The following is a 20,193-nucleotide window of genomic DNA, read 5'->3' on the forward strand; positions in this document are numbered from 1 at the left end:
AGCTTCAAATGAAAAATATCGCAGTTGTCGGATGTGGTATGCTAGGCTCTCGACACTTACAGTCTTTGGTAGATTTATCAGGTAGCTGCAAGCTATTTGCTCTGGACTCGTACGAACCTTCTTTGCAAAGGTGCCGCAGCATTCTTGAAGATTCCCCAAAGCATGGCGTGCCAGTTTCTTACATACATAGAGTTGAAGATTTGCCAAGGCAACTGGACTTGGTTGTAGTGGCAACAAATGCAGATATCCGGGCCGGCGTTGTCCGGTCCCTTCTCGATCATGCCCATGTTGAGTTTCTGATACTTGAAAAAATTCTTTTTCAATCTGTTCATGAATACTACGACATAGGCGCGCGCATAGAAAAAGCCGGGGCAAAATGCTTTGTCAACTGCCCACGCCGTATGTACCCATTCTATCAAGAACTTTTCAAAAATTTCGCTTCAGATCCATTGCAAAAAGTCTCCGTAAAAGGCAAAGGTTGGGGGTTAGCCTGCAACGGGATTCACTTCATAGATTTGATGGCCTATCTAGGTCGAACCAGCCTTAAAAAAATACATGGCGACCAGCTCCATGCGGGATTCATTGAATCCAAGAGAACTGGTTTTTTGGAAGTCAACGGTTCTTTAGGTATTGAGTATGAATCTGGCATGCAGTTGACAATAGCTTGCGAAGATTCACTTCAAGCGGACCTTGAAATCGACATACAGGCTACGCATTCACACTGGTCTATTGTCGAGTCTCAGGGTCTTTGCAAAGTGAAGCGGCAAGGCCAGGAACAGGAGGAACTTGTCAGGTTTCAGACCTTGTATCAGAGTCAGCTTAGTAAGAAATTCGCTGAAGACCTGTTGACTCGCGATACCTGCGAGTTGACCAGTTATGCTGAGTCCACTAGCTTGCATCTGTCGTTTATCGAGGCTCTCATGCAACATTTTACTCAATTTTCAACTGAGGCCCTTGACCGATGTCCAATAACATAAATCCCAACTCCCATACCATCATCATGGGGGCTGGCATCATAGCCATTGAATATGCTCGTATCTTAAGAAAAATGGAAAAATCCTTCTCCGTGATAGGGCGAGGTGAAAAATCTGCCCGGGAGTTTCAAGCTGCGACCAACGTGGAACCCTACTTAGGACTAAGAGCCTTTCAAACGCACCACAAAAATGCGCCACCCAATGCAATTGTCAGTGTGAATATTGACCAACTGGCTCCAGCTAGCGAAATGCTCCTGGAATGGGGTGTTAAGCGTCTTCTTGTTGAAAAGCCGGCAGGCTTGAATCACAACGACATCCGAGGCCTCGCCGCTCTTGCGGAGCGGCACGGAGCATCCTTGTATGTAGCGTATAATAGGCGTCATTATGTTTCAGTCCGGGCGGCCCGCCAGTTGATTGCTGAAGATGGAGGCGTTCAGTCTTTTCATTTTGAATTTACGGAGTGGACACATGAGATCGATAAACTTCCGTTATCTGAAACAGTGAAAAAGAACTGGTTTCTGGCTAATTCATCCCATGTTGTTGACTTAGCATTCTATCTTGGTGGTTTGCCTATTGAAATTCATTCTTTCATTAGTGGTCAGAATGAAATTTCCTGGCACAACAAATCTGCAGTATTTGCAGGTGCCGGGCGTACCAAGCAAGGCGGTCTCTTTAGTTATCAGGCGAACTGGATTTCAGCAGGCCGTTGGAGTATCGAAGTGATGACCAGAAAGCGTCGATTCATTTTTCGACCTTTGGAAAAGTTGCAAGTGCAGATGCTGGGCTCCGTAGCGGTTTCCGATGTTGTTTTGGACGACAGCATTGATAAAGAATTCAAACCTGGTTTTTATAATCAGGTTGAAGAATTTTATAAAGAGTCTTCCCAGCTGTTGTCTATTCGGGAGCATATCGAACAGCTGAATTGGTTTGAAAAAATGGTTGCAGAGTAGTCCGGACGATGAATAAGCGTGTTTTGCTTATGATTACTAGGCCTGAAATTGGGGGAGCGACTCGGAACGTCCGAGATTTGGCTTTGAAACTCCATGGTAGTGGGTTCAAAGTGATGGCTCTCTCGAGCGAAAAGCAAGGCTGGCTAGTTGATGAGCTGTTGAAAAGCGGAATCCCCTACGTCCACAGCTCACTCTTTAAAGCCCGCATTGCGCCTTTATATGACATTCTGTTCGTCATGTGGCTCATAAGATTTTTACGGAAGCAAGATATTGATGTCTTGCATATACATAGTTCCAAAGCAGGGATTTTAGGTCGTATTGCAGGAAAACTTTCTGGCGTAAGGCGCATTATTTTCTCCGTGCATGGAGTAAGCTTTCAAAGACAAATTCCTCTACTGCCACGACTCTTATACATGATAGCCGAAAGGTTCGCGTACTGGATGTGCGATGCTATTGTTTGTGTTTCTGGTTTCGACTATGGACGTTATGTGGACCTCCTTGGCGATCCTCAAGGGAAAGTGCAAACAATACATAATGAGCTCTTAGACTTCACGCCGCAAGCGAGAGTCCCTAACATCATGCCTGTGTTTGGTTTTTTGGGAAGGCTTGCCTACCAAAAGGATCCCCAACTTTTTGTCCATTCTTTGATTCGCTTATATGAGTTGACTGGCATCTCCTTTTCAGCGGTTATCAAAGGAGGCGGTGAACTCCAAGAGGAACTCAAATGCCTCGTTCATAATAGCCGTTTGCATAATCGTATAAATTTTGAAGCTGAAGATGATCGTGTTTCAGAGTTTTTGGCACGAGTTGATGTCCTCGTGATGACGTCCAGGTTTGAAGGATATCCATATACTTTGCTGGAGGGGCGTGCTGCGGGTTGTTACCTTGTTGCTTCTGATGTTGGCGGTTGCAGGGAGATCATCAATGATGAATCTGTGGGCCTTCTTTTCACCCAGGGAAGCGTTGAATCCTGTGCGCAGGCGCTCAAGAAATCTATTGGACAGCTAAAGCAGGATACTTTGTCTCAGCGTGGCAACGAGTATCAAACGTATTTTTTAGGGATTCTAAGATGTTATGATATTGATTTGGGTGAACTCGGCTTAACTAATGAGGTGCATTTCTGATACTCGTACGGAATCGAATTCTTCAGTGCGCTATAATGTTAGCCCAGGGGGATTCGACCATGACCACGACAGGGAAAAAGCCCAGACGATCTTTCACAGCTGAACAGAAGTTCGCCATGTTTCAGGAATTCCAGGCAATGGGCCTCAAAAAGGGACTCGATAAGCACGGAATATTCAGTGCACTCTACTATAAGTGGAAAAAGACAGCTTGAAGTCGGTATCCACGCCAGCCTTCGCAACGGCAAGCCCATAAAACCTGCGAGCCAGCGGGAACTTGAGCTATAGGTTCTCCAGCTCACCGAAGTCGTGTTAAACCAGTCCCTGGAACTGTGCGAACTATAAAAAAATTGAGCTATCCAGGCTGAGGCGGGAAGGTCGGCAGACCATGTATTACAAGCGGGAAGTCATGTGGTTTGTGGAGGGGCGGGCGCTTCTGGGCAGAAAGCGGCAGGAAGGTAAGCGAGCATACCCCTGAATTTCTTCCGGAATTAAATTGAATCTATCCTGCCAATGAGGGGGTCCCAAAAACTCCTCCAAATAGCACTTTAAAATCGCATTTGTTGAGGGGGTCCCAAAAACTCCTCCAAATAGCACTTTAAAATCGCATTTGTTCAGCTCTGTTCATGTCAAATTCCCTCAGGAATTCCTGGGGTGTCCTATTACCTAAAGATCTGTGTGGGCGATCCTCGTTGTACTCACGTCTCCACTGTTCGATCTTATGCCGAGCATCCTCAAGGCTCTCAAAAACCGATTGATTAAGGCATTCATCTCGAAACCTTCCATTGAAAGACTCTATGAAAGGATTGTCTGTTGGCTTCGCGGGCCGGGAGAAGTCCAGCCGCACACCTTTCCAATGCGCCCAGTCGTCGAGGGCTTTGCTGATAAACTCACTCCCATTGTCGACGTTAATGAATGAGGCCATCCCATGACCATGAGACAGCCTTTCAAGAGCATTTGCAACATGTTTTCCGGTCATGCTTCGCCCACATTCAAGTAGCACTGCTTCGCGACTAAAGGTATCGACGACTGTTAGGATTCGAATGGCTTTTCCGTCAGCCAGGGAGTCGTGAACAAAATCCATGCACCAACGCTGATTGGGAGCTGTGGGTGTCGGAGGAATGATTCGGATCTGGGAACGACGCTTACGGTAGTACTTCCGGTGTCGCAGGCTCAAACCCTCACTGACGTATATGCGATGAACCTTCTTGCGATTTACCAACCATCCCTCACGCCGCAGAAGCACATAAATGCGATTGTAGCCGTATCGCACCCGACTCTGTGCAATATCTCTGATTCGCATCCGGATGGCCGTATCATCGCGTCGGCGGGCTCGATATCGACAACACGATCGGTCGAAGAGCAAAACACTGCAGGATCGTCTCTCGGAAATCTTGAAGGCACGTTTCAGGAAGTCTGCAATCTCCCGCTTCCTTGCAGGCTTCAAAGCTTTTTTTCGATCACTTCCTGCAGCATATGCTTGTCAAGGCTCAGGTCAGCCACCAAGCGCTTGAGCCTGCGATTCTCATCTTCGAGCAAACGCATTCGCTTGAGTTCCGTCGAACCAAGCCCTCCGTACTTTTTCTTCCAGGTATAAAACGTCTGCTGCGAAATTCCCAGCTTACGACACACATCCACCACAGCCTCGCCAGCTTCCACCTGACGCAGGGCATAGACAATCTGTTCCTCAGTAAACTTGGACGTTTTCATACATCTCTCCACGTCAAAGAGAGCTGAATTATAGCGGATTTTTCAGCTTTTCGCTGGAGGATTTTTCGGGGTCAACGTCACCAATTTCAAACCTTTGGCCCTTGCAAACTGGTTAGGAGTCATTCCTCCCAACGAAGTATGTGGCCTTCTTTCGTTGTAATCTATGCGCCAGTCATCGATGATGTTGCGAGCATCCCTGAGCATCGAGAACCAGTACATTCAAGCATTCGTCTCGTAGTCGACCATTGAAGCTCTATGAAGGCATTTTCGTTTTTATCGCCAGGGCTTGCATGGTACAGTTTGACCCCGTTATCAGCAGCCCATTTCGTCAGAGCCTTGCTTGTGAATTCAGATCCCTGATCCACACCAATCTCTTCCGGCAAGCCTCTTTCCTGTTTCAACCGATCGAGCACGCGGACCACCCGGTTCCCGGACAGAGAGGTGTCGACCTCCATGGCGGGACACTCTCGTGACCACTCGTCGATGATCGTTAAAATTCTGAACGATCTGCCGCTTGCAAGATTGTCGTGAACGAAATCCAGCGACCAGCGTGCATTTGCTGCGACCAACGGCGGAAGGGGATTTTCCGGTTTATAGATCCTACGCTTGGGTTGCGCTTCTTTAACTGCAATCCATTGCCGTAATAGATCCGCTCGGTACGCTTGTGATTTCGCACAAGCCCCTCACTTTTCAGAACAAGGTGGACACGAGGGCAGCCAAACCTTGGCCGCTCCAAAAGCAGTTCCTTCATTCGATGAAGGACTCGGGAATCATCCGTTGGCTTTTTATCGTAGCGAACAGTGGATCGGTCTGCATCCACGACCTTACAGGCCCGACGCTGGCTCATGCCGAAGGCTTCTTGCAGAAGCTCGACGGCCTTACGCTGCTCGTCAGGCCCTAGAACTTTTTTTCGAGCAGGAACTTGATGGCTTGGATATCGAGCGCCTGGTCAGCGACAATTTGCTTTAGGCGGCGATTCTCGTCTTCGAGCGCTCGCAGCTTCTGGGCTTCGGAGACGTCCAGGCCGCCGTATTTGGCCTTCCATTTGTAGAAAGCCTGTTGGCTAATGCCAAGTTCCCGGCAAAGATCTGGGATCTTCTCGCCCGATTCATGGCGTTTCAGCGCTTTGATGATTTGTTCTTCCGTGAAACGACTCTTTTTCATGAGATCTCCTTGATGTGCTTAGTGGCACAGGAGATTCAACTAATCAATGGAAGAAAATGACGGGGAATCGTCGAAAAAATGGCATATTGGTGATCGTTCACTGTCTGCAGCATCTACGTACATACCGACGGAACGTTTGTCTGGCATCTCTTATAGATAGTTCGGTCACTATTCTGGAATATTAATTTATAGCCTTGGGGAGCCTCATAAGCCTTGCTTCGGCGAAGTTCGAATGCGGTTGAAAGAGTAATATATTCCACCGAAGTCATAATCTCATTTCTATGAATTGGTTTGGAAAGAAGTTCTCCTAGCTTTGATTTGAACTCGGCGGATAGGTGGTTTCCACCTGCTTCCACAACAGGAACTCCATATATGTTTTTTACAAACGGGTAATACAAAATATTCTTGAGAGTTTGAGATGGTTCAAAATCGAACCATGATTCCTTGGCCCCTGGGCGGCATTTGAAGGCCTTCAGTTCTGCGGGAAAGCCCCTAAACCAGTTTTCCAAAAGGACTATATCAAGATCTAGAAACTTCCATCCGTTGATAAACTTCATGAGTTCCTCTTCTGGGTTATTTCCGCTATAAACTGGGGTTGCTGCATAAAGGTCAGCATGGGTATACACTGGTATCAGCTGATTAGCAGTGAGATCCAAAGCTAAAAAAGCTGCTTTTTGATTTGTGACATTACGGATGTATTCGATAGCCTCCCATTCTCCTTTGGGGAGATGAAAATTCCCTGCTCGAGCGAGTTCGTAGGCCATTCGATGGCTCCCCATCAAGGGAAGTATTGCGACTGATAAGAAGATTGTAGCGCCGGCGCTTTTCATAAACTTGAGTTTAGGCAGGAAGAAAAGAATCGGATGTTCAGCGAACTTCCTAATCACTAGGCCTGTGCCGATAAGAACTGCCAGTAGCCATGTCGAATCGAAACCCCTGATGAGTATTCGTTGAATAAACTCCGACTTTCCTGGGACCAGAACTCCTGCAGCAAGGCACAAGGAAGTCATACTGCACGAATATAACCAAAGGCTAACATATCTTGTTCCGCGTAATGAATAGCCCAAAGCAGCAAGAGGAGCTGCATAAATGCAACATAGCCTAATAAATTCAATGATTCGTTCGCTCGTCGATAGATGCATTGAGAATTGTGTGTGGGCTTGAATCACTGGTTGTGAATTGGCATTTAGAAAATACGATAAATGTTTTGAAAAGCCGATTGATGACAGGACTAGGCAGCTAAGCGCAGTTGTTACTAGAAGATACTTACGCGAAGAAGGTTCTTTGAAGAAGGTATAGATACCAAAGAACGTTAAAATCAATCCACTCGAGATAGTGACAGAATAATAAGAGTAGGGTAACGCAATTAGAACCAGTGTCCAAAGGAAAACCCTAGATAAATAAGACCCCCTTGGATAATGCAAGCACAGTATATGTGTCAGCCATGCAAAGCAAATGGAAGACTGCATGACAACATATCGGAAGTTGTCATTAACCATCTCAAAAAAAGCGGTACCTGAACTATTCCATAACGGTAGTAAACCTTGGTTTTGTAAACCTTTATAATAGAAGAGCGTGAGTAATGAGACGATGGCAGATGCGAGTCCACCAAGGCCAGCAAAATTAGAGGCCAGGTAACACAGTGTATAACTTAGAACAACCGATGCGGTGAACGAGACAGGATAGGCGATCCTCATGTCAGGAATAAAAAACGTGAGCATAGCAGTCAGCCATTTCGACGCTGCTTTAAAAACTTCCACTCCATATGTGCCTATCGTCGGAGAAACAGGACTTCTAAAGTCGAAAGGCGTTTCCCTTATTTCTTGGACCGTGGCCGCGTAGAACTTGTCATCTCCACAGCTTCGAATTTGGTCATTAACGGGAACCCACTCACTGTCAGCTGGAGTGTTTAGGTAGGAAATAGAAAACGGCAATACAACGTATATGAGACAGACAAGAAGCCCCATGAAGTAATGCCGCCACTGAGCTATCAGATCAATCAACCGTGCCATTATTTTTCTACTGAGATGATGGAGTAGGTAAATACATCTCGAACTCCAAAATAGTATTCTTTGACCCTAAAGTTTGCTGATTCAAACAACGATTTTACGTGCGCTTTTGAGCGGACACGAGTTATCTCATCTGGATGAAACTTGACTTGCTTCTTTCTCAAGACTTTCATGAAGAACAGGGTGAGTGCTTTGAAGAAAAGCACACTGAGGCCAAATTCCGGCGGCCAAAAAATAACCATGCGTCCTTGGGGCCTTAGAACGCGATGAAATTCCTTCAAGATCTTTTGGATTTCTTCTTCGGTAAAATGCTCCATTACTCCAAGGTTATAGATGCCATCCACTGAATCTGATGGAAGTGGAATTTCGAAAATACTGCCGTGAAGAATCTTGCACCGATCCTGGTTGGTTCGCTTATAAAATCGAAGTGCTTCTCTGGAGATATCTAATCCAGTGATTTTCACGTATTCGCGGATATCAGTATCTACTTGACCACTTCCGCATCCGGCGTGAAGAATGTTGGTCTTTGGTGTAAAGTGCTTTTTAATAAAATGATTCAGCGTTGGTTTGATAATGAACTTTCGATAAAAGGCAGCTATCGCATCATAAATAAGACGGCCCATGCGATATTGACTGTCCCAGTACTCTTCCCAGCCTTGGCTGTCAATCTTGCTTGAATCAATCATTTCTGTATCGAGAGGTTCTACAATATTCAAACGCTCACGATTCAAAAGTGTAGTCAGGAAAAGAGCTATCAATATTTTTACACTTCTCATTGCCTCAACGCGGGTCATTTTAGAATGACCGTACGTACGAGCGGGTAGATTGATGGATATTTCTCGAATTTTAAACTGATTCAAAAAAATTACGTAGAGGCTCTCAAAGAAGAATGCGTAACCCTTGGAAACTACCGAATCCCATAGGTATGATGGAATTCTGTCCAATCTGTAATAGCGGAACGCTCCGGTCGCATCGTAAGGCATTCCGAGTAGCCGTTTTGTTAGGAAATGCCCTAGCATAGTTAAGGATTTTCGATATATATTCCATCCTTGTAGGCTCTTCTCTTGGAGGTAACGGGAGCCGACAACCACATCCGCATCTGCGCCAGCGGCAATTAAGGTGGGTAAGTAATGAGGAGGATGTGTAAAGTCACAGTCCATAGTGACAAGACGCTTGTATTTGTTTTCATAAGCCCATCGAATACCATAATCGTGAGCACTCCCAATTCCTAATTTTCCTGCCCGATGGAGAACAATTAAATTCGTATATTTGGATTTTAGGCACTCCAGCAAATGTCCCGTTCCATCGGAAGAATTGTCGTCAATGAAGAGCAAATCAGCGTCGCTAATATATGTTTGGATCTGTTCAATTAAGGGTTCAACGTTCTCCCTCTCATTATAGGTAGGGATCATTATTAACAACTTGTCTTCTGATGCATGCCGATTAAATTGGCTCATGATCTAGCGCCTTTTCCTATATTAAATCCAACGATTTTAGTTCCGCGTCAACCAACAATTCCACCATTGCTTTGAAGTCCATACTGGGTTTCCAGCCGGTTCTGTTTCGCAGCTTTGTTGAGTCCCCGATTAGAACAGCAGGTGGACGTACGATTATGCTAGGTCTTTCTTCTGTATAAAGTTTCCAGTCAAGGCCAACCTTGTCAAAAGCCAGCTGCAAGAAATCGCAGACCTTATGGCCTTGGCCCGTGGCAATTATGTAGTTGTCGGGTTCCACTACCTGAAGTATCTTAGTCATGGCGTCAACAAAATCAGGTGCGTAACCCCAATCTGCCTCCGCTGAAGTACTACCGATAATGAGCTTGCTTTGGAGACCAAGCTTAATGCGCACTGCAGATTTTGCAATTTTTTTCGATATAAATGTTTCTCGACGTAATGCGGATTCATGATTATATAGGATTCCAACAGAAACGTAAATACCGTGATTTTCGCGATAAAAATTGCAGATTTGCATTGCTGCTGCTTTAGTAATACCATAGATGTTTTTCGGATTTATCGGTGTAAGCTCATCCTGGATTCTCCCTTTTGGAAAACCAAAAATATGGGAAGATGCGGCGTAGAACAGCCTTGTTTTTGCTGAGTGCTTTCGAATAGCTTCCAGGAAGTACAAAACCCCTTTTGTATTGACGCTTTCCGATGTCAAATATAGCTTTACCGGATCTGCAAGAGCGTTATCTTCCGCGGACTGATGGACGGCTGCCAGATAGTATACTTCATCTGGCTTTAAGTTCTTAACCAGATGCTCGATTTGCTCTGGATTCTCCAAACTGAGTTCGCTGGACCACTCGATACCTTTGAGCTGCAAGCTACTTCTCTGAATCCCGACAAGGCTATATCCTAATGAGCTGAGTTTGCTATATAATAGAGTCCCATCCTGTCCAGCGCTGCCGACGATAACCGCAGACTTCACGGGTTTGCCTCATCAGGTCTTGCGTTAGTTCTATCTACAACGTCAAGATGTGGTAAGGGGAACACCAACTTCCCGCCTCTATTTAGGAACTCTCTCTCCTTCTGGATAATACCTTGTCTGAAGTGCCAGGGCAGGACAAAGAAAAAGTCTGGTCTATTTTCGCGAGCTTGATGCTCCGGTATTATTGGTATGTTCGTACCGGGAGTAAAAGCTCCAAATTTATCTTTGTTGACTTCAGCAATAAAAGGCATCTGATCGGCAGAGATCTGACAGTACTGAAGGAGAACATTTCCTTTGGTGGAAGCCCCGTAGCCATAAATTATTTGGTCTGACCGTTTTGCCTGCTCAAAAAACTTGATAGTTTCACTTCTGTGTTGTTCACATCGAGAAGCGAACCTTCTATAAGGAAGCATTGTATGGAGCTTCCAGTCAATTTCATCCTTCAGGAGTTTTGCGGCGCTGGCTGGCAGTTTGTCGTCGCATTTGGATGTTCGTCTAGGTTTCTGCGCGATGATTGAGAAGCTTCCCCCGTTAACGTTATTTAGCTCTACATCCAAAATTTTTAAACCAACTCTATCAGTCATCCATTTAATCTGGTGCAAGCCGTAGTATTCCAAATGCTCATGGCAGATGGTGTCGTATGAATTCATGTTAAGCATAGTCGGCATGTAGCTCTGCTCAAAAACCCAGAGACCACCATCCTCCAAGGTATCAAAAACTTGCATCATGAAATTCATTGGATCTTCAAGATCGTAAAACATTGAGAATGAGGTGATGATTCTTGCTTTCTTGGCGCCATATTTTCCTGAAATTGATTGTGCCGAAAAGAACTCCGGAATTAGTCTTATGTGTTCCGGGTAATAGTCCATAAAGTTTCGGCCACTTGGGTCAATACCGACCAGCATCAAATTAGGCGTTGAATATTGTTTTAGCGTTGTCGCATCATTGCTGCCTATATCCAATACTAGATCATTTGCCTCAAGCTCGGCCCATTGTTCAATCTTCTTTACCTTTTCCGCTAGATGCTTGACCATCATAGGATTAAGTGATGACCTATACCCGTAACCTTCACCATACATGTCCTCCAGCTTTCCTGTGTAGAGGAGCTGCAACAAGCCGCATGCACTAGCGTTTTTTTCTTGATCGCACTTTACAAGCTCAAGAGGTATGGATTGAATTTCTTCATCGGTTGCCCTAGGAAATTTTCCCGTCAAGCTTTGAGTTCCGAGACTCACAACTTCCGTCAAAGCCTGATTACCGCATATCCTGCATTTAGTTAGAGTTTCGTACACGTTTAAGCTCCGTTATTGATGTTCGAGATCATGTTCAATCATGAGCTTGATCAGGTCAGAGAATTTCGTTTTTGGCTCCCAATTTAATTTGTTACGAGCCTTGGCTGGGTCGCCTACTAGCAAATCGACTTCGGTTGGTCGGAAATATTTAGGATCGACCTCTACGAGTACTTTTCCGGTTTTTTTGTCATAACCTTTTTCATTAACACCCTCCCCTTCCCAATACAAGATGTGTTCTGCATGCTCGAATGCTACTTCGCACAGTTCTCGGACACTATGTGTTTCCCCAGTCGCGATTACATAATCATCTGGATCAGGTTGTTGCAGCATCAACCACATTGCTTCAACGTATTCTTTGGCAAATCCCCAGTCTCGTTTCGCATCTAGGTTACCGATCAGGAGTTTGTCCTGCTTCCCTTTTGTAATACGGCTGACCGCTTTCGTGACCTTCCTGGTGACAAACGTTTCGCCGCGACGCGGTGACTCGTGATTAAAGAGAATGCCGTTGCAAGCAAAAATGCCATAAGCTTCCCTGTAGTTGATGGTCATCCAATAGGCAAATTGTTTGGCGATTGCATAAGGTGATCTGGGATAGAATGGAGTTTTCTCTGTTTGGGGGATTTCCATAACTTTGCCATAAAGTTCAGAAGACGAGGCTTGGTAAAATTTTGTATTGATGCCAACTTCTTTGATGGCATCAAGGATACGCAAGGCGCCAACTGCGGCTACCTCGGAGGTATATTCAGGAATCTGGAATGATATATGTACATGTGACTGAGCTCCAAGATTGTATATTTCATCAGGTTCAACGGTCTCAATAATACGGTTCAAACTACTAGAATCAATCAGATCACCATAATGCAGCCGTAATGGGGTTTTACCTGATTGCGCATCATTATAGAGGTGATCAATGCGTTGAGTATTAAAGTTGGATGAACGACGAATAATACCGTGGACTTCATATCCTTTTTCGATCAGCAGCTCGGTCAAGTATGCACCATCCTGCCCGGTAATACCTGAGATAATGGCTTTTTTCATGCAATCATGCTCCCATTGCGTAAAACTATCCCGTCAATACAGCAGCGAACCTATACTTTATGAGTATGAGCGCCTACTGCCCGGTGTGTATGACGCGCCTTGTCGTATATATAAGTAATATCTCTTCGAGATTAGGCCGTCTACTGTATTGAAGCCACTAATTTCTGCATATAGGACTATTTGCGCCAGAAATCCAAATTGGTATCGCTTAAATTTTTAGACTTCGATACCTATGAAGTTCGAATAGGAAGTATTTGCGACAGGAGAGCACTCGCCAGTTACGCTGGTGCCCAAAGCAAACATGAAAACAGCTTCATTGTTGATCAGTTCATAGACATCAAATCTAGATTTTGAGTCAGCTCGACATAACCTAAGATTTCCCGGTCGCTCTTCGCAGAGCATTGCTGACCGAAATACGGCTTCCAGCCTGCATTTTCAAAACAACCGACCATTTTTGTTGTCGCTTCACGCTCTGGATGAATTGATAAATAATCAAGAGTGCCTTCGTTTATATGACCTCGACACTTGCTGTTACTCGATACAAAATGAAAACTGCTGATAGATCGGAGCCCGCTTCCCCTGATCTTCTAGTGCTACCGAATACAGAACCAAATACTTAATTTGATAGCCGCTCGTCTAGCAAGCTTTCGACCAATTTCCGGAGAACACGAGAATTTGAACTTCGTTCAGGTTAGTTGAAAAGAGGACCTCATCAATTGATGGACATGGATGATTGAGAAAACCGGATGCTATTGTCATTAAGCTGCTTCTTACATTTCTGCGACGCGTCGTCGTTGCAGCTTCGTCGAGAAATAAAGGACAGTTCTAGTCCTTGCTCGTCCGCTCTTGCTTCTGAATAGTCGGAGAACTGGTCATGAACTCCAGATTCCATTTCACGATAACCCGACGAATATGACGCTAAATTAACTTGGTCGCAGCGAAATTTGGTCGAACTGCGCATTAAGTGTTGGAAGTAAAAAGTAAGGCCGTAGCATTTCATCATACGAGGGCCTTTCGTATAAAAAGCGAGGTAGATTCTTAATATGGACAGACGAATGGTCAGTAAACGGCTTTGTAAGCCACATGATGTTCCTGACGATTTCCGTGACCTCGCGAAATCTCTGAGAGAACGATCGCATGCTTATGTTTTGGAGGAGAAAGACCAAGCTGATACACGCGACGCCAAGGTTATTGACCCATCGAGATCTTTGATGTTCCATCAGTCTGGAGCATCCAAGCGCTATGATGATGGAAAGTATCATTGAGGATGTATAGAGAAAGCGTCCGCTGACTACGCTTCCCGGTCCAATGCCAATGAACATCGTTATCCCAAGCGATGCAGAGCGATATTCAAAAGGAGAGTCGTTTTGAAATTGTGAGGAAAGGCGGCTGCGTATAGGAATATGATAAACGCGGTCCCCAGTGAGAGGGTGCTGGGAATTACCGTATTTTCACCAAAGTAGCCAAACGCAAAAAGTGCCTTAAAGTTGATGATAAAGTTCCTTGGAGAGCCAAATTTCAGGAACTTTTCCAAAGGATTGCCATAATGTGACTGAGAAATAGGAATGAATAGAGTTGAAGTTGAAGGTAAAAGACAGGCCATAAGCGATGAACCAAGCGGCGAGGATAAACCTGTCTTTGTATAAGGAGCGGGTTAAAAACTTCCAAAGTGAGAGCAGTATAGGAAAGGCCACGTACCTGCGGCACAGGAAATATTTCTGCAAGCGTCGCTCACAGGTCTGCATTGTACCAGCTCCGCCGCCTGGGCGGAATCAACGCTGATGCATGGACTTTGTTCACGATTCCCTGGCCGATGGAAAATCCATACGCATCCTGACGGTGATCGATACCTTTAGTCGTGAAGCAGTGTTACTTGAATGTGGCCGGAGCATGACCGGGAAACATGTTGCAAATGCCCTCGAAAAGCTGTCTCATGGACATGAGATGGCCTCATTCATCAATGTCGACAACGGCAGTGAGTTCATCAGCAAGGCGCTCGATGACTGGGCGCATTGGAAAGGCGTGAAGCTGGACTTCTCCCGTCCAGCGAAACCGACCGACAATCCTTTTATCGAATCTTTCAATGGCCGGTTCCGGGATGAATGCCTTAATCAGACAGTATTTGAAGACCTTGACGATGCTCGGGATAAGATCGAGCAATGGCGACGCGAGTATAACGAGGAACGTCCGCATGGATCTTTGGGTAATAGAACACCTCAGGAATTCCTGAGGGAATTTGACTTAAACAGAGCTGAGCAAATGCGAGTTTAAAGTTCTGTTTGGAGGAGTTTCGGGGAACCCCTCAGCAAATGCGAGTTTAAAGTTCTGTTTGGAGGAGTTTCGGGGAACCCCTCATGGCACAGGAGATTCAACTAATCAATGGGAGAAAATGACGGGGAAGCGTCGTGACTGGAAACCCCGCTCCTTTAGCAAATGAAAGAGTCGCAGCTGGTACTTTTCAAAGCCAATCTGGAAACGGCTTTTATGAGTGCGGGGACCATTTTTGCCGAAAGAGCGTGAAAGATGAACAAATGGTGTCTCTATCGCTAAGGCCTGCAGCTCTTTCGTGCTCTGATTACGTTCATCCCAGCTATGGAATGCTGTATTACGCGTGTGGCACTGGGAGCAGGACATAGCCTCGGCTTCCTCATGAGCTACGGTCAATGGGCGGTCGACAATCAATTGATCATCCCGTTTCCTATAAGAAACGATTCCAAGCGAGATGACTCCACCTTTGACACGCGGCACCAGAATATCTTCAAAATCGAATTTCTCTTTATTTTTATCTAGCTTCAATTCAAACCACACCCAATCTCCCACTCTGCTGCTTTTTTCAGTGGCACATGCCGTCCTGAGTAGCTGAGTGTCCGAGCGAACCATCCACTTTTGGACTAAGCCTATAGCCTTATCGTTCCCTCCATCCAATTTATCGACATCATCAAGAAAAGCCTGCCGATCAGCAGCTCCAATTATGAACGTAAACGCGAAGCTCATGCCAAGACCAATGTCAAAGCTATGCTCGTCGTGCGTTTTCTCACCAAAGTCATAGATAACACGCAGTAATGCATGATTATGGCTAAACCGAGGAGCTATCCCCAAAAATTCAAAAGTTCCATCGTCCATTATCTGTCGTAACTTGCGAGGCGATGAACCCAGGGGATTTCTGTCGCTGACGCCAAAACCATGGAGCATACTCACGGCTCCAGCTGATTCTACGCTTCTGTTTTCAGCCGCTAGACCCTGACTAATCCAGCAGGCTTCAGCTATATCGTCCATAAGGTGCTCAAAACGCTGTGGTGCAAGATCTCTCAAAATACTTTGAAAAGACAATTTCTCACTCAAGCCCGAGTTGGACGTCAAAGTTACTTTTCGCCCGATCTCTTGGTATTCAGCTGAGAGCTGGGCACGTTCTGAGTTGACTCGCCTGTAGCAGGCAATATCTAGGGGCAGAATAAACCATAGAACCTGAAGTAGCTTTGTTTTCATTTACCTCGCCTCGGTCGAGTCAAGAGAAAAGCTTGCCAGCTTGAACTGGAGAACACCGTCATAGCTTTGAGTCCAGAGTACATTGGCTTTATTATGGTCGTCCAAAGAGCAGGAACTCAACTGACCAGATGTCTTGTAAGGCGGGAGTGCACCCCTTAAAACTTGTTCTTGTCTCGCGCGAGAAGCGTCCCAATTGATCATGAAAGGGCGTGTCCATCGCTTCGCTTGGCTATGATAAGATGATGCTACTATTCGGGCCAATCCTTCCTCTTGCTGACTCCAAACTACTAGCGCGGAGCCCTTGCTATTCAAGCAAATCGAAGGATTCTCAGGATTATCCCCCCCACTCGACAAAACAACGGGATCCTGCCATTTCTCGTCACCATCTTGTAGCGACACCATGATCCTTGGAATTTTTTTAAATATCTGAACCCAAGAAAATCCTGCGAGTTCACCAGCACTTTTGAGTGAGAGCATTGGGTTCTGCATATCGCTACCCAGTAAATTCGCATCATATGGTATAAAAGCCTCGGACTCATTCACAATAGACCCCGCTCGAATTAGTATACGCTCGGGTCGGCCCTGATAATCAAACCTGTTATGACGCCAAAACGAGAGGAGAAAATCCTGTGATCCCCGCGCAATGACCGATGCATAGTTTAGGTGGTCAAAATTTGTGTTGACCCGCTTCGCTCCCTGCCAATCATTATGCAGAATCTTGAGATTGAAGTAGACACTATCCACAACATCACCTTCCGAGGTATCTGCAGCGTACCAAGCCACAAGCGCATCACCCCTGGAATTAACCGTAAAATCCGTAGCATAGGAATCGATTCGCCCAGCATCGATTATCATCCCCTGGGACCAGCCCCTGCTCGCCTTGAAATCGGAATAGAACACGCGATCAGCCCACCCGTCCCATTGTCCCCAAACGATCTGAAAAGCATCGAGCGGGGTGTTATAGAGCAGGAATATGTTGTATGAATCGCCGCTTGTCCTGTTTAATAGCTTCGGTGTTCCCCAACCAGAATCCGGGGAATAAAGACGGGCATAAATCAAGTTATCTGGAAGATTCTCGTCCATCATGTTCACGTCGCGCAGATTCTTTATGGAGTAGCGAGGACTTCCCCCTTCAACCCAGGCGAACATCAGCTGGCCATTCTTACCGAGCGCAGCGGTGGGATAAAGCGCGTCATGACCAGCGCGAGATGCTGAAACATCTACGACAGGTCCTTTTTCTAAAGTGCGAGAATTGAAAGTTTTGGTCTTGACCTGCCAAGTTCCGTGAACCCGCTCAGACCAGACAAGCTGAAGCCGACCGTCACCCAGATGCAGCATTCGAGCGTACGCGGCGTTCTTTGTCGGATCCGAGATTGTGGAAATTTGAATCGGCAGAGCCTGTTGCAGAGTGTCCGGCTGAGCATTAACGGTGGAATGTTGCTGAATTCTTGCTGCTACTCCGAGAGAACCAAGCCCTGAGATCGATAACCCGACGATCATCAACTTTCGCATCGCGTTGTCCTTCAATACTTAAGACCAGGGCGGAGGTAATTCGATTCGATGTTAGTCCAGTTCGAAGCTGTTCTTGTAGTCGAGCCTTAGAGATGCATCTTGGGTCTCTTTTCCCACCCAACAATTGCCAATAACTAAGGCATCAATATCCGTCCCCATCAAACAACGAAATGCATCTTCGGGAGTACAGACAACTGGTTCGCCTCGGACATTGAAGGAAGTATTAATGAGAATCGGACATCCGGTCGACTCTTTGAATCTGGCAATCAGATCGTAATAAAGGCCATTCACTTGTTTATGCACAGTCTGAATCCGCGCCGAGTAATCGACATGCGTTACAGCAGGAATCACGGATCGGGCAATATTGAGCTTATCGATCCCAAAAAGCTGCTCTTCGTCCGGGCTCATCGGAATCCGCCTGTCTTCTCTAATATCAGCCACCATGAGCATATAAGGACTCGGTACATTGATGTCGAACCACTCAGAAGCATGTTCAAAAAGCACGGATGGGGCGAACGGCCTAAAGCTTTCCCGGTACTTAACTTTCAGATTAAGTAAGCGTTGCATCCTGGGCGACCTGGGATCACCCAGTATTGAGCGGCCCCCTAAAGCCCGGGGACCAAATTCCATTCGCCCCTGGAACCACCCCAATGCCTTTTCTGTAGCTAGGCTAGCCACTGCCTTGTCGAGAAGCTCGTTAGATTCCATGACCTCAAATTTGGCTCCCGCGGTGCGAAGTCTCTCTTCAATCTCTGCCTGGGAAAAGCTAGGCCCAAGATAGGAACCTTGCATGCCATCAAAAGGATCTATCGCGCGCTCTTGGCCAAGGAACCAATGATATGCGGCGAGTGCTGCACCTACAGATCCTCCAGCATCACCCGCAGCTGGCTGGATCCAAATGTTCTTGAATGAGCCATCTCTTAAAAGCTTACCATTTGCCACGCAGTTTAAGGCAACTCCGCCAGCCAGGCAAAGATTTTCTTGACCCGTTTCCTGGGCAATTGACCGGCCAAGCTTGAGGACGACCTCTTCACAGGCGGCTTGGATGGACGCTGCCAAATCCATATCCCTTTGTGTAAGCGGATCTTCTGGTTTCCTTGGAGGACCCCCAAATAGCTGATGAAACTTATCATTGGTCATTCTGAGACCAGTACAGAAGGCAAAGTAATCCATATTCAACCGAAAGGACCCATCTTCCTTCAGATCCAGTAGCTCATCTAGGATCGTATTTAGGTATATCGGTTTTCCATAAGGAGCCAGTCCCATAACCTTGTATTCGCCAGAATTAACCTTGAAACCGGTGTAATAAGTGAATGCTGAATAAAGTAGTCCGAGAGAATGGGGGAAATGGATCTCCTTTAGGATCTCTAACTTGTTATCTTCACCGATAGCCAGACTCGTTGTTCCCCATTCTCCAACGCCATCCATGGTTAAAACAGCAGCCTTCTTGAAAGGTGATGGATAGAATGCGCTCGCAGCATGGGATTGATGGTGTTCAGCAAACAGAAGCTTCTCGCTTAGCCTGGGCACCGGGCTGATTTTCTTCAGTTCGCGTATTAGCATGCTTTTCAGAAAAAGCTTTTCCTTGATCCAAGCCGGCAAAGAGGCCGAAAAACTTACAAATCCTTGCGGCGCATACGCGAGATAGGTTTCGACAAGGCGTTCAAACTTCAGAAACGGTTTATCGTAGAACGCGATGTAATCGACTGCAGGAAGATCAATTTGGCCCTCTCGCAGGCAATACTCTATTGCATGTGTTGGAAAGCCTGAATCATGCTTTTTTCGGGTAAAACGCTCTTCTTGCGCAGCAGCCACAATCTTCCCACATCGGATAAGGGATGCCGCGCTGTCATGGTAGAAGGCTGATATTCCAAGTATATTCATAGATCAAAACAGTGTGTAAATGAAAGGAGCGACAACGGTACCCTGAGTCATAACGATCAGAGCACCAAACAGCAGCAATAGAATAAAAACGGGAAGCAGCCAAAATTTCCGCCTCACTTTTACAAAGGTATAGAATTCGCGTACAAAAGATGTCATGTGCAGATTCCTTAGAAGGGATACTTCATGGTTTCAGGGGAGGGTCCTCTTGAAACCCTGTCAACCCAATAAGTTCTTGCGGTTTTGTCAAAATTCTTAGTAATAGAGGATTTTTTTGCCAGTCTCATCATCAATCCTATCGGCGTAATGCCCCCGTAATAGATTATCAGCATGGTGATGGGACTGACGACTCTATGAATTGCAAGACCGAACTTTGTCCACGCCTGATTCAAAGGGGATAAGAATTTTGGGATCATCAACCCAGTGATGGCAAATAAGACAGATAATGCCAGTATTGGCAAATTGAGTCTGCTGGACGAACGATAGTTCAAAGCCGTCAATATAGCGAAAAACGATGCAAAGAACAGGCCGAACGTACGATTGCTGGAACTGATCGCCGAAGCCGAGGTTAAGTGCACCCCGTTTCTAGCTTGGTTAAGTTTAGTCACTTCGTTCATTGGCCCTCTACC

Annotated in this window: 14 protein-coding genes and 2 pseudogenes; 4 read left to right on the forward strand and 12 right to left on the reverse strand. The window is 46.0% G+C overall.

The window, feature by feature from the left end; all coding sequences use genetic code 11:
- Positions 1–8 precede the first annotated feature (8 nt).
- The 3 genes from OLTU_RS00620 to OLTU_RS00630 are packed head-to-tail and all read left to right on the forward strand — an operon-like array spanning position 9 to position 3,048.
- Positions 9–977, forward strand: a complete 969-nt coding sequence (locus OLTU_RS00620) for a Gfo/Idh/MocA family oxidoreductase (protein ID WP_141730826.1) — start codon at positions 9–11, stop codon at positions 975–977.
- Positions 962–1,924, forward strand: coding sequence for a Gfo/Idh/MocA family oxidoreductase (locus OLTU_RS00625; RefSeq protein ID WP_141730827.1), 963 nt, complete (start codon positions 962–964; stop codon positions 1,922–1,924). The genes OLTU_RS00620 and OLTU_RS00625 overlap by 16 nt, the downstream gene beginning before the upstream one ends.
- 8 nt (positions 1,925–1,932) lie before the next feature.
- Complete coding sequence (locus OLTU_RS00630; RefSeq protein WP_141730828.1) at positions 1,933–3,048, forward strand: glycosyltransferase; 1,116 nt, start codon at positions 1,933–1,935, stop codon at positions 3,046–3,048.
- Positions 3,049–3,643: 595 nt separating this feature from the next.
- Here OLTU_RS00630 and OLTU_RS00635 read toward each other — a convergent pair.
- From OLTU_RS00635 to gmd, 7 genes and pseudogenes are all read right to left on the reverse strand, one after another.
- Positions 3,644–4,755 (reverse strand): IS3 family transposase gene (locus OLTU_RS00635; protein ID WP_439956666.1). Its coding sequence is split into 2 segments (ribosomal slippage): positions 3,644–4,503 and positions 4,503–4,755, totalling 1,113 coding nucleotides; the frame shifts between segments, so codons are not numbered across the junction.
- A 42-nt stretch (positions 4,756–4,797) separates the two neighbouring features.
- Positions 4,798–5,919 (reverse strand): annotated as a pseudogene (locus OLTU_RS00640) (IS3 family transposase).
- A gap of 113 nt (positions 5,920–6,032) precedes the next feature.
- On the reverse strand, positions 6,033–7,931 hold the full coding sequence (locus tag OLTU_RS00645) for a hypothetical protein (RefSeq protein WP_141730829.1): 1,899 nt from the start codon (positions 7,929–7,931) through the stop codon (positions 6,033–6,035).
- Positions 7,931–9,385 (reverse strand): glycosyltransferase, encoded by a 1,455-nt coding sequence (locus tag OLTU_RS00650; RefSeq protein ID WP_141730830.1) that lies wholly within the window; start codon positions 9,383–9,385, stop codon positions 7,931–7,933. The genes OLTU_RS00645 and OLTU_RS00650 overlap by 1 nt, the downstream gene beginning before the upstream one ends.
- Before the next feature lie 16 nt (positions 9,386–9,401).
- Positions 9,402–10,355 carry a GDP-mannose 4,6-dehydratase gene (locus tag OLTU_RS00655; protein WP_141730831.1) on the reverse strand — a complete coding sequence of 318 codons (954 nt, stop codon included), beginning with the start codon at positions 10,353–10,355 and terminating at the stop codon, positions 9,402–9,404.
- Positions 10,352–11,647 (reverse strand): class I SAM-dependent methyltransferase, encoded by a 1,296-nt coding sequence (locus tag OLTU_RS00660; protein WP_141730832.1) that lies wholly within the window; start codon positions 11,645–11,647, stop codon positions 10,352–10,354. The genes OLTU_RS00655 and OLTU_RS00660 overlap by 4 nt, the downstream gene beginning before the upstream one ends.
- Positions 11,648–11,659: 12 nt before the next feature.
- On the reverse strand, positions 11,660–12,685 hold the full coding sequence (gene gmd, locus OLTU_RS00665; RefSeq protein WP_141730833.1) for a GDP-mannose 4,6-dehydratase: 1,026 nt from the start codon (positions 12,683–12,685) through the stop codon (positions 11,660–11,662).
- A gap of 1,785 nt (positions 12,686–14,470) precedes the next feature.
- Here gmd and OLTU_RS00670 point away from each other — a divergent pair.
- Positions 14,471–14,956, forward strand: a pseudogene (locus OLTU_RS00670) (integrase core domain-containing protein); the annotation flags it as partial.
- 105 nt (positions 14,957–15,061) lie between these two features.
- Here OLTU_RS00670 and OLTU_RS00675 read toward each other — a convergent pair.
- The 5 genes from OLTU_RS00675 to OLTU_RS00690 are packed head-to-tail and all read right to left on the reverse strand — an operon-like array spanning position 15,062 to position 20,181.
- A complete protein-coding gene (locus tag OLTU_RS00675) occupies positions 15,062–16,171 on the reverse strand; it encodes a hypothetical protein (protein WP_141730835.1) in 1,110 nt (369 codons plus the stop codon).
- Positions 16,172–17,683, reverse strand: a complete 1,512-nt coding sequence (locus tag OLTU_RS00680) for a hypothetical protein (RefSeq protein ID WP_141730836.1) — start codon at positions 17,681–17,683, stop codon at positions 16,172–16,174.
- A gap of 51 nt (positions 17,684–17,734) precedes the next feature.
- Complete coding sequence (locus tag OLTU_RS00685; protein ID WP_141730837.1) at positions 17,735–19,567, reverse strand: carbamoyltransferase family protein; 1,833 nt, start codon at positions 19,565–19,567, stop codon at positions 17,735–17,737.
- A 3-nt stretch (positions 19,568–19,570) separates the two neighbouring features.
- On the reverse strand, positions 19,571–19,723 hold the full coding sequence (locus OLTU_RS33050) for a DUF5989 family protein (protein WP_369696330.1): 153 nt from the start codon (positions 19,721–19,723) through the stop codon (positions 19,571–19,573).
- 11 nt (positions 19,724–19,734) lie between these two features.
- Positions 19,735–20,181 carry a hypothetical protein gene (locus tag OLTU_RS00690; protein WP_141730838.1) on the reverse strand — a complete coding sequence of 149 codons (447 nt, stop codon included), beginning with the start codon at positions 20,179–20,181 and terminating at the stop codon, positions 19,735–19,737.
- Positions 20,182–20,193 lie beyond the last annotated feature (12 nt).

Source organism: Oligoflexus tunisiensis, from assembly GCF_001748245.1.
Classification (GTDB): domain Bacteria; phylum Bdellovibrionota_B; class Oligoflexia; order Oligoflexales; family Oligoflexaceae; genus Oligoflexus; species Oligoflexus tunisiensis.

What these genes read in the sequence shown, in the direction of transcription:
- OLTU_RS00620 (WP_141730826.1), top strand. Translation starts at nt 9, where the DNA reads ATGAAAAATATCGCAGTTGTCGGATGTGGTATGCTAGGCTCTCGACAC.
- OLTU_RS00625 (WP_141730827.1), top strand. Translation starts at nt 962, where the DNA reads ATGTCCAATAACATAAATCCCAACTCCCATACCATCATCATGGGGGCT.
- OLTU_RS00630 (WP_141730828.1), top strand. Translation starts at nt 1,933, where the DNA reads ATGAATAAGCGTGTTTTGCTTATGATTACTAGGCCTGAAATTGGGGGA.
- OLTU_RS00645 (WP_141730829.1), bottom strand. Translation starts at nt 7,931, where the DNA reads ATGGCACGGTTGATTGATCTGATAGCTCAGTGGCGGCATTACTTCATG.
- OLTU_RS00650 (WP_141730830.1), bottom strand. Translation starts at nt 9,385, where the DNA reads ATGAGCCAATTTAATCGGCATGCATCAGAAGACAAGTTGTTAATAATG.
- gmd (WP_141730833.1), bottom strand. Translation starts at nt 12,685, where the DNA reads ATGAAAAAAGCCATTATCTCAGGTATTACCGGGCAGGATGGTGCATAC.
- OLTU_RS00675 (WP_141730835.1), bottom strand. Translation starts at nt 16,171, where the DNA reads ATGAAAACAAAGCTACTTCAGGTTCTATGGTTTATTCTGCCCCTAGAT.
- OLTU_RS00680 (WP_141730836.1), bottom strand. Translation starts at nt 17,683, where the DNA reads ATGCGAAAGTTGATGATCGTCGGGTTATCGATCTCAGGGCTTGGTTCT.
- OLTU_RS00685 (WP_141730837.1), bottom strand. Translation starts at nt 19,567, where the DNA reads ATGAATATACTTGGAATATCAGCCTTCTACCATGACAGCGCGGCATCC.
- OLTU_RS33050 (WP_369696330.1), bottom strand. Translation starts at nt 19,723, where the DNA reads ATGACATCTTTTGTACGCGAATTCTATACCTTTGTAAAAGTGAGGCGG.
- OLTU_RS00690 (WP_141730838.1), bottom strand. Translation starts at nt 20,181, where the DNA reads ATGAACGAAGTGACTAAACTTAACCAAGCTAGAAACGGGGTGCACTTA.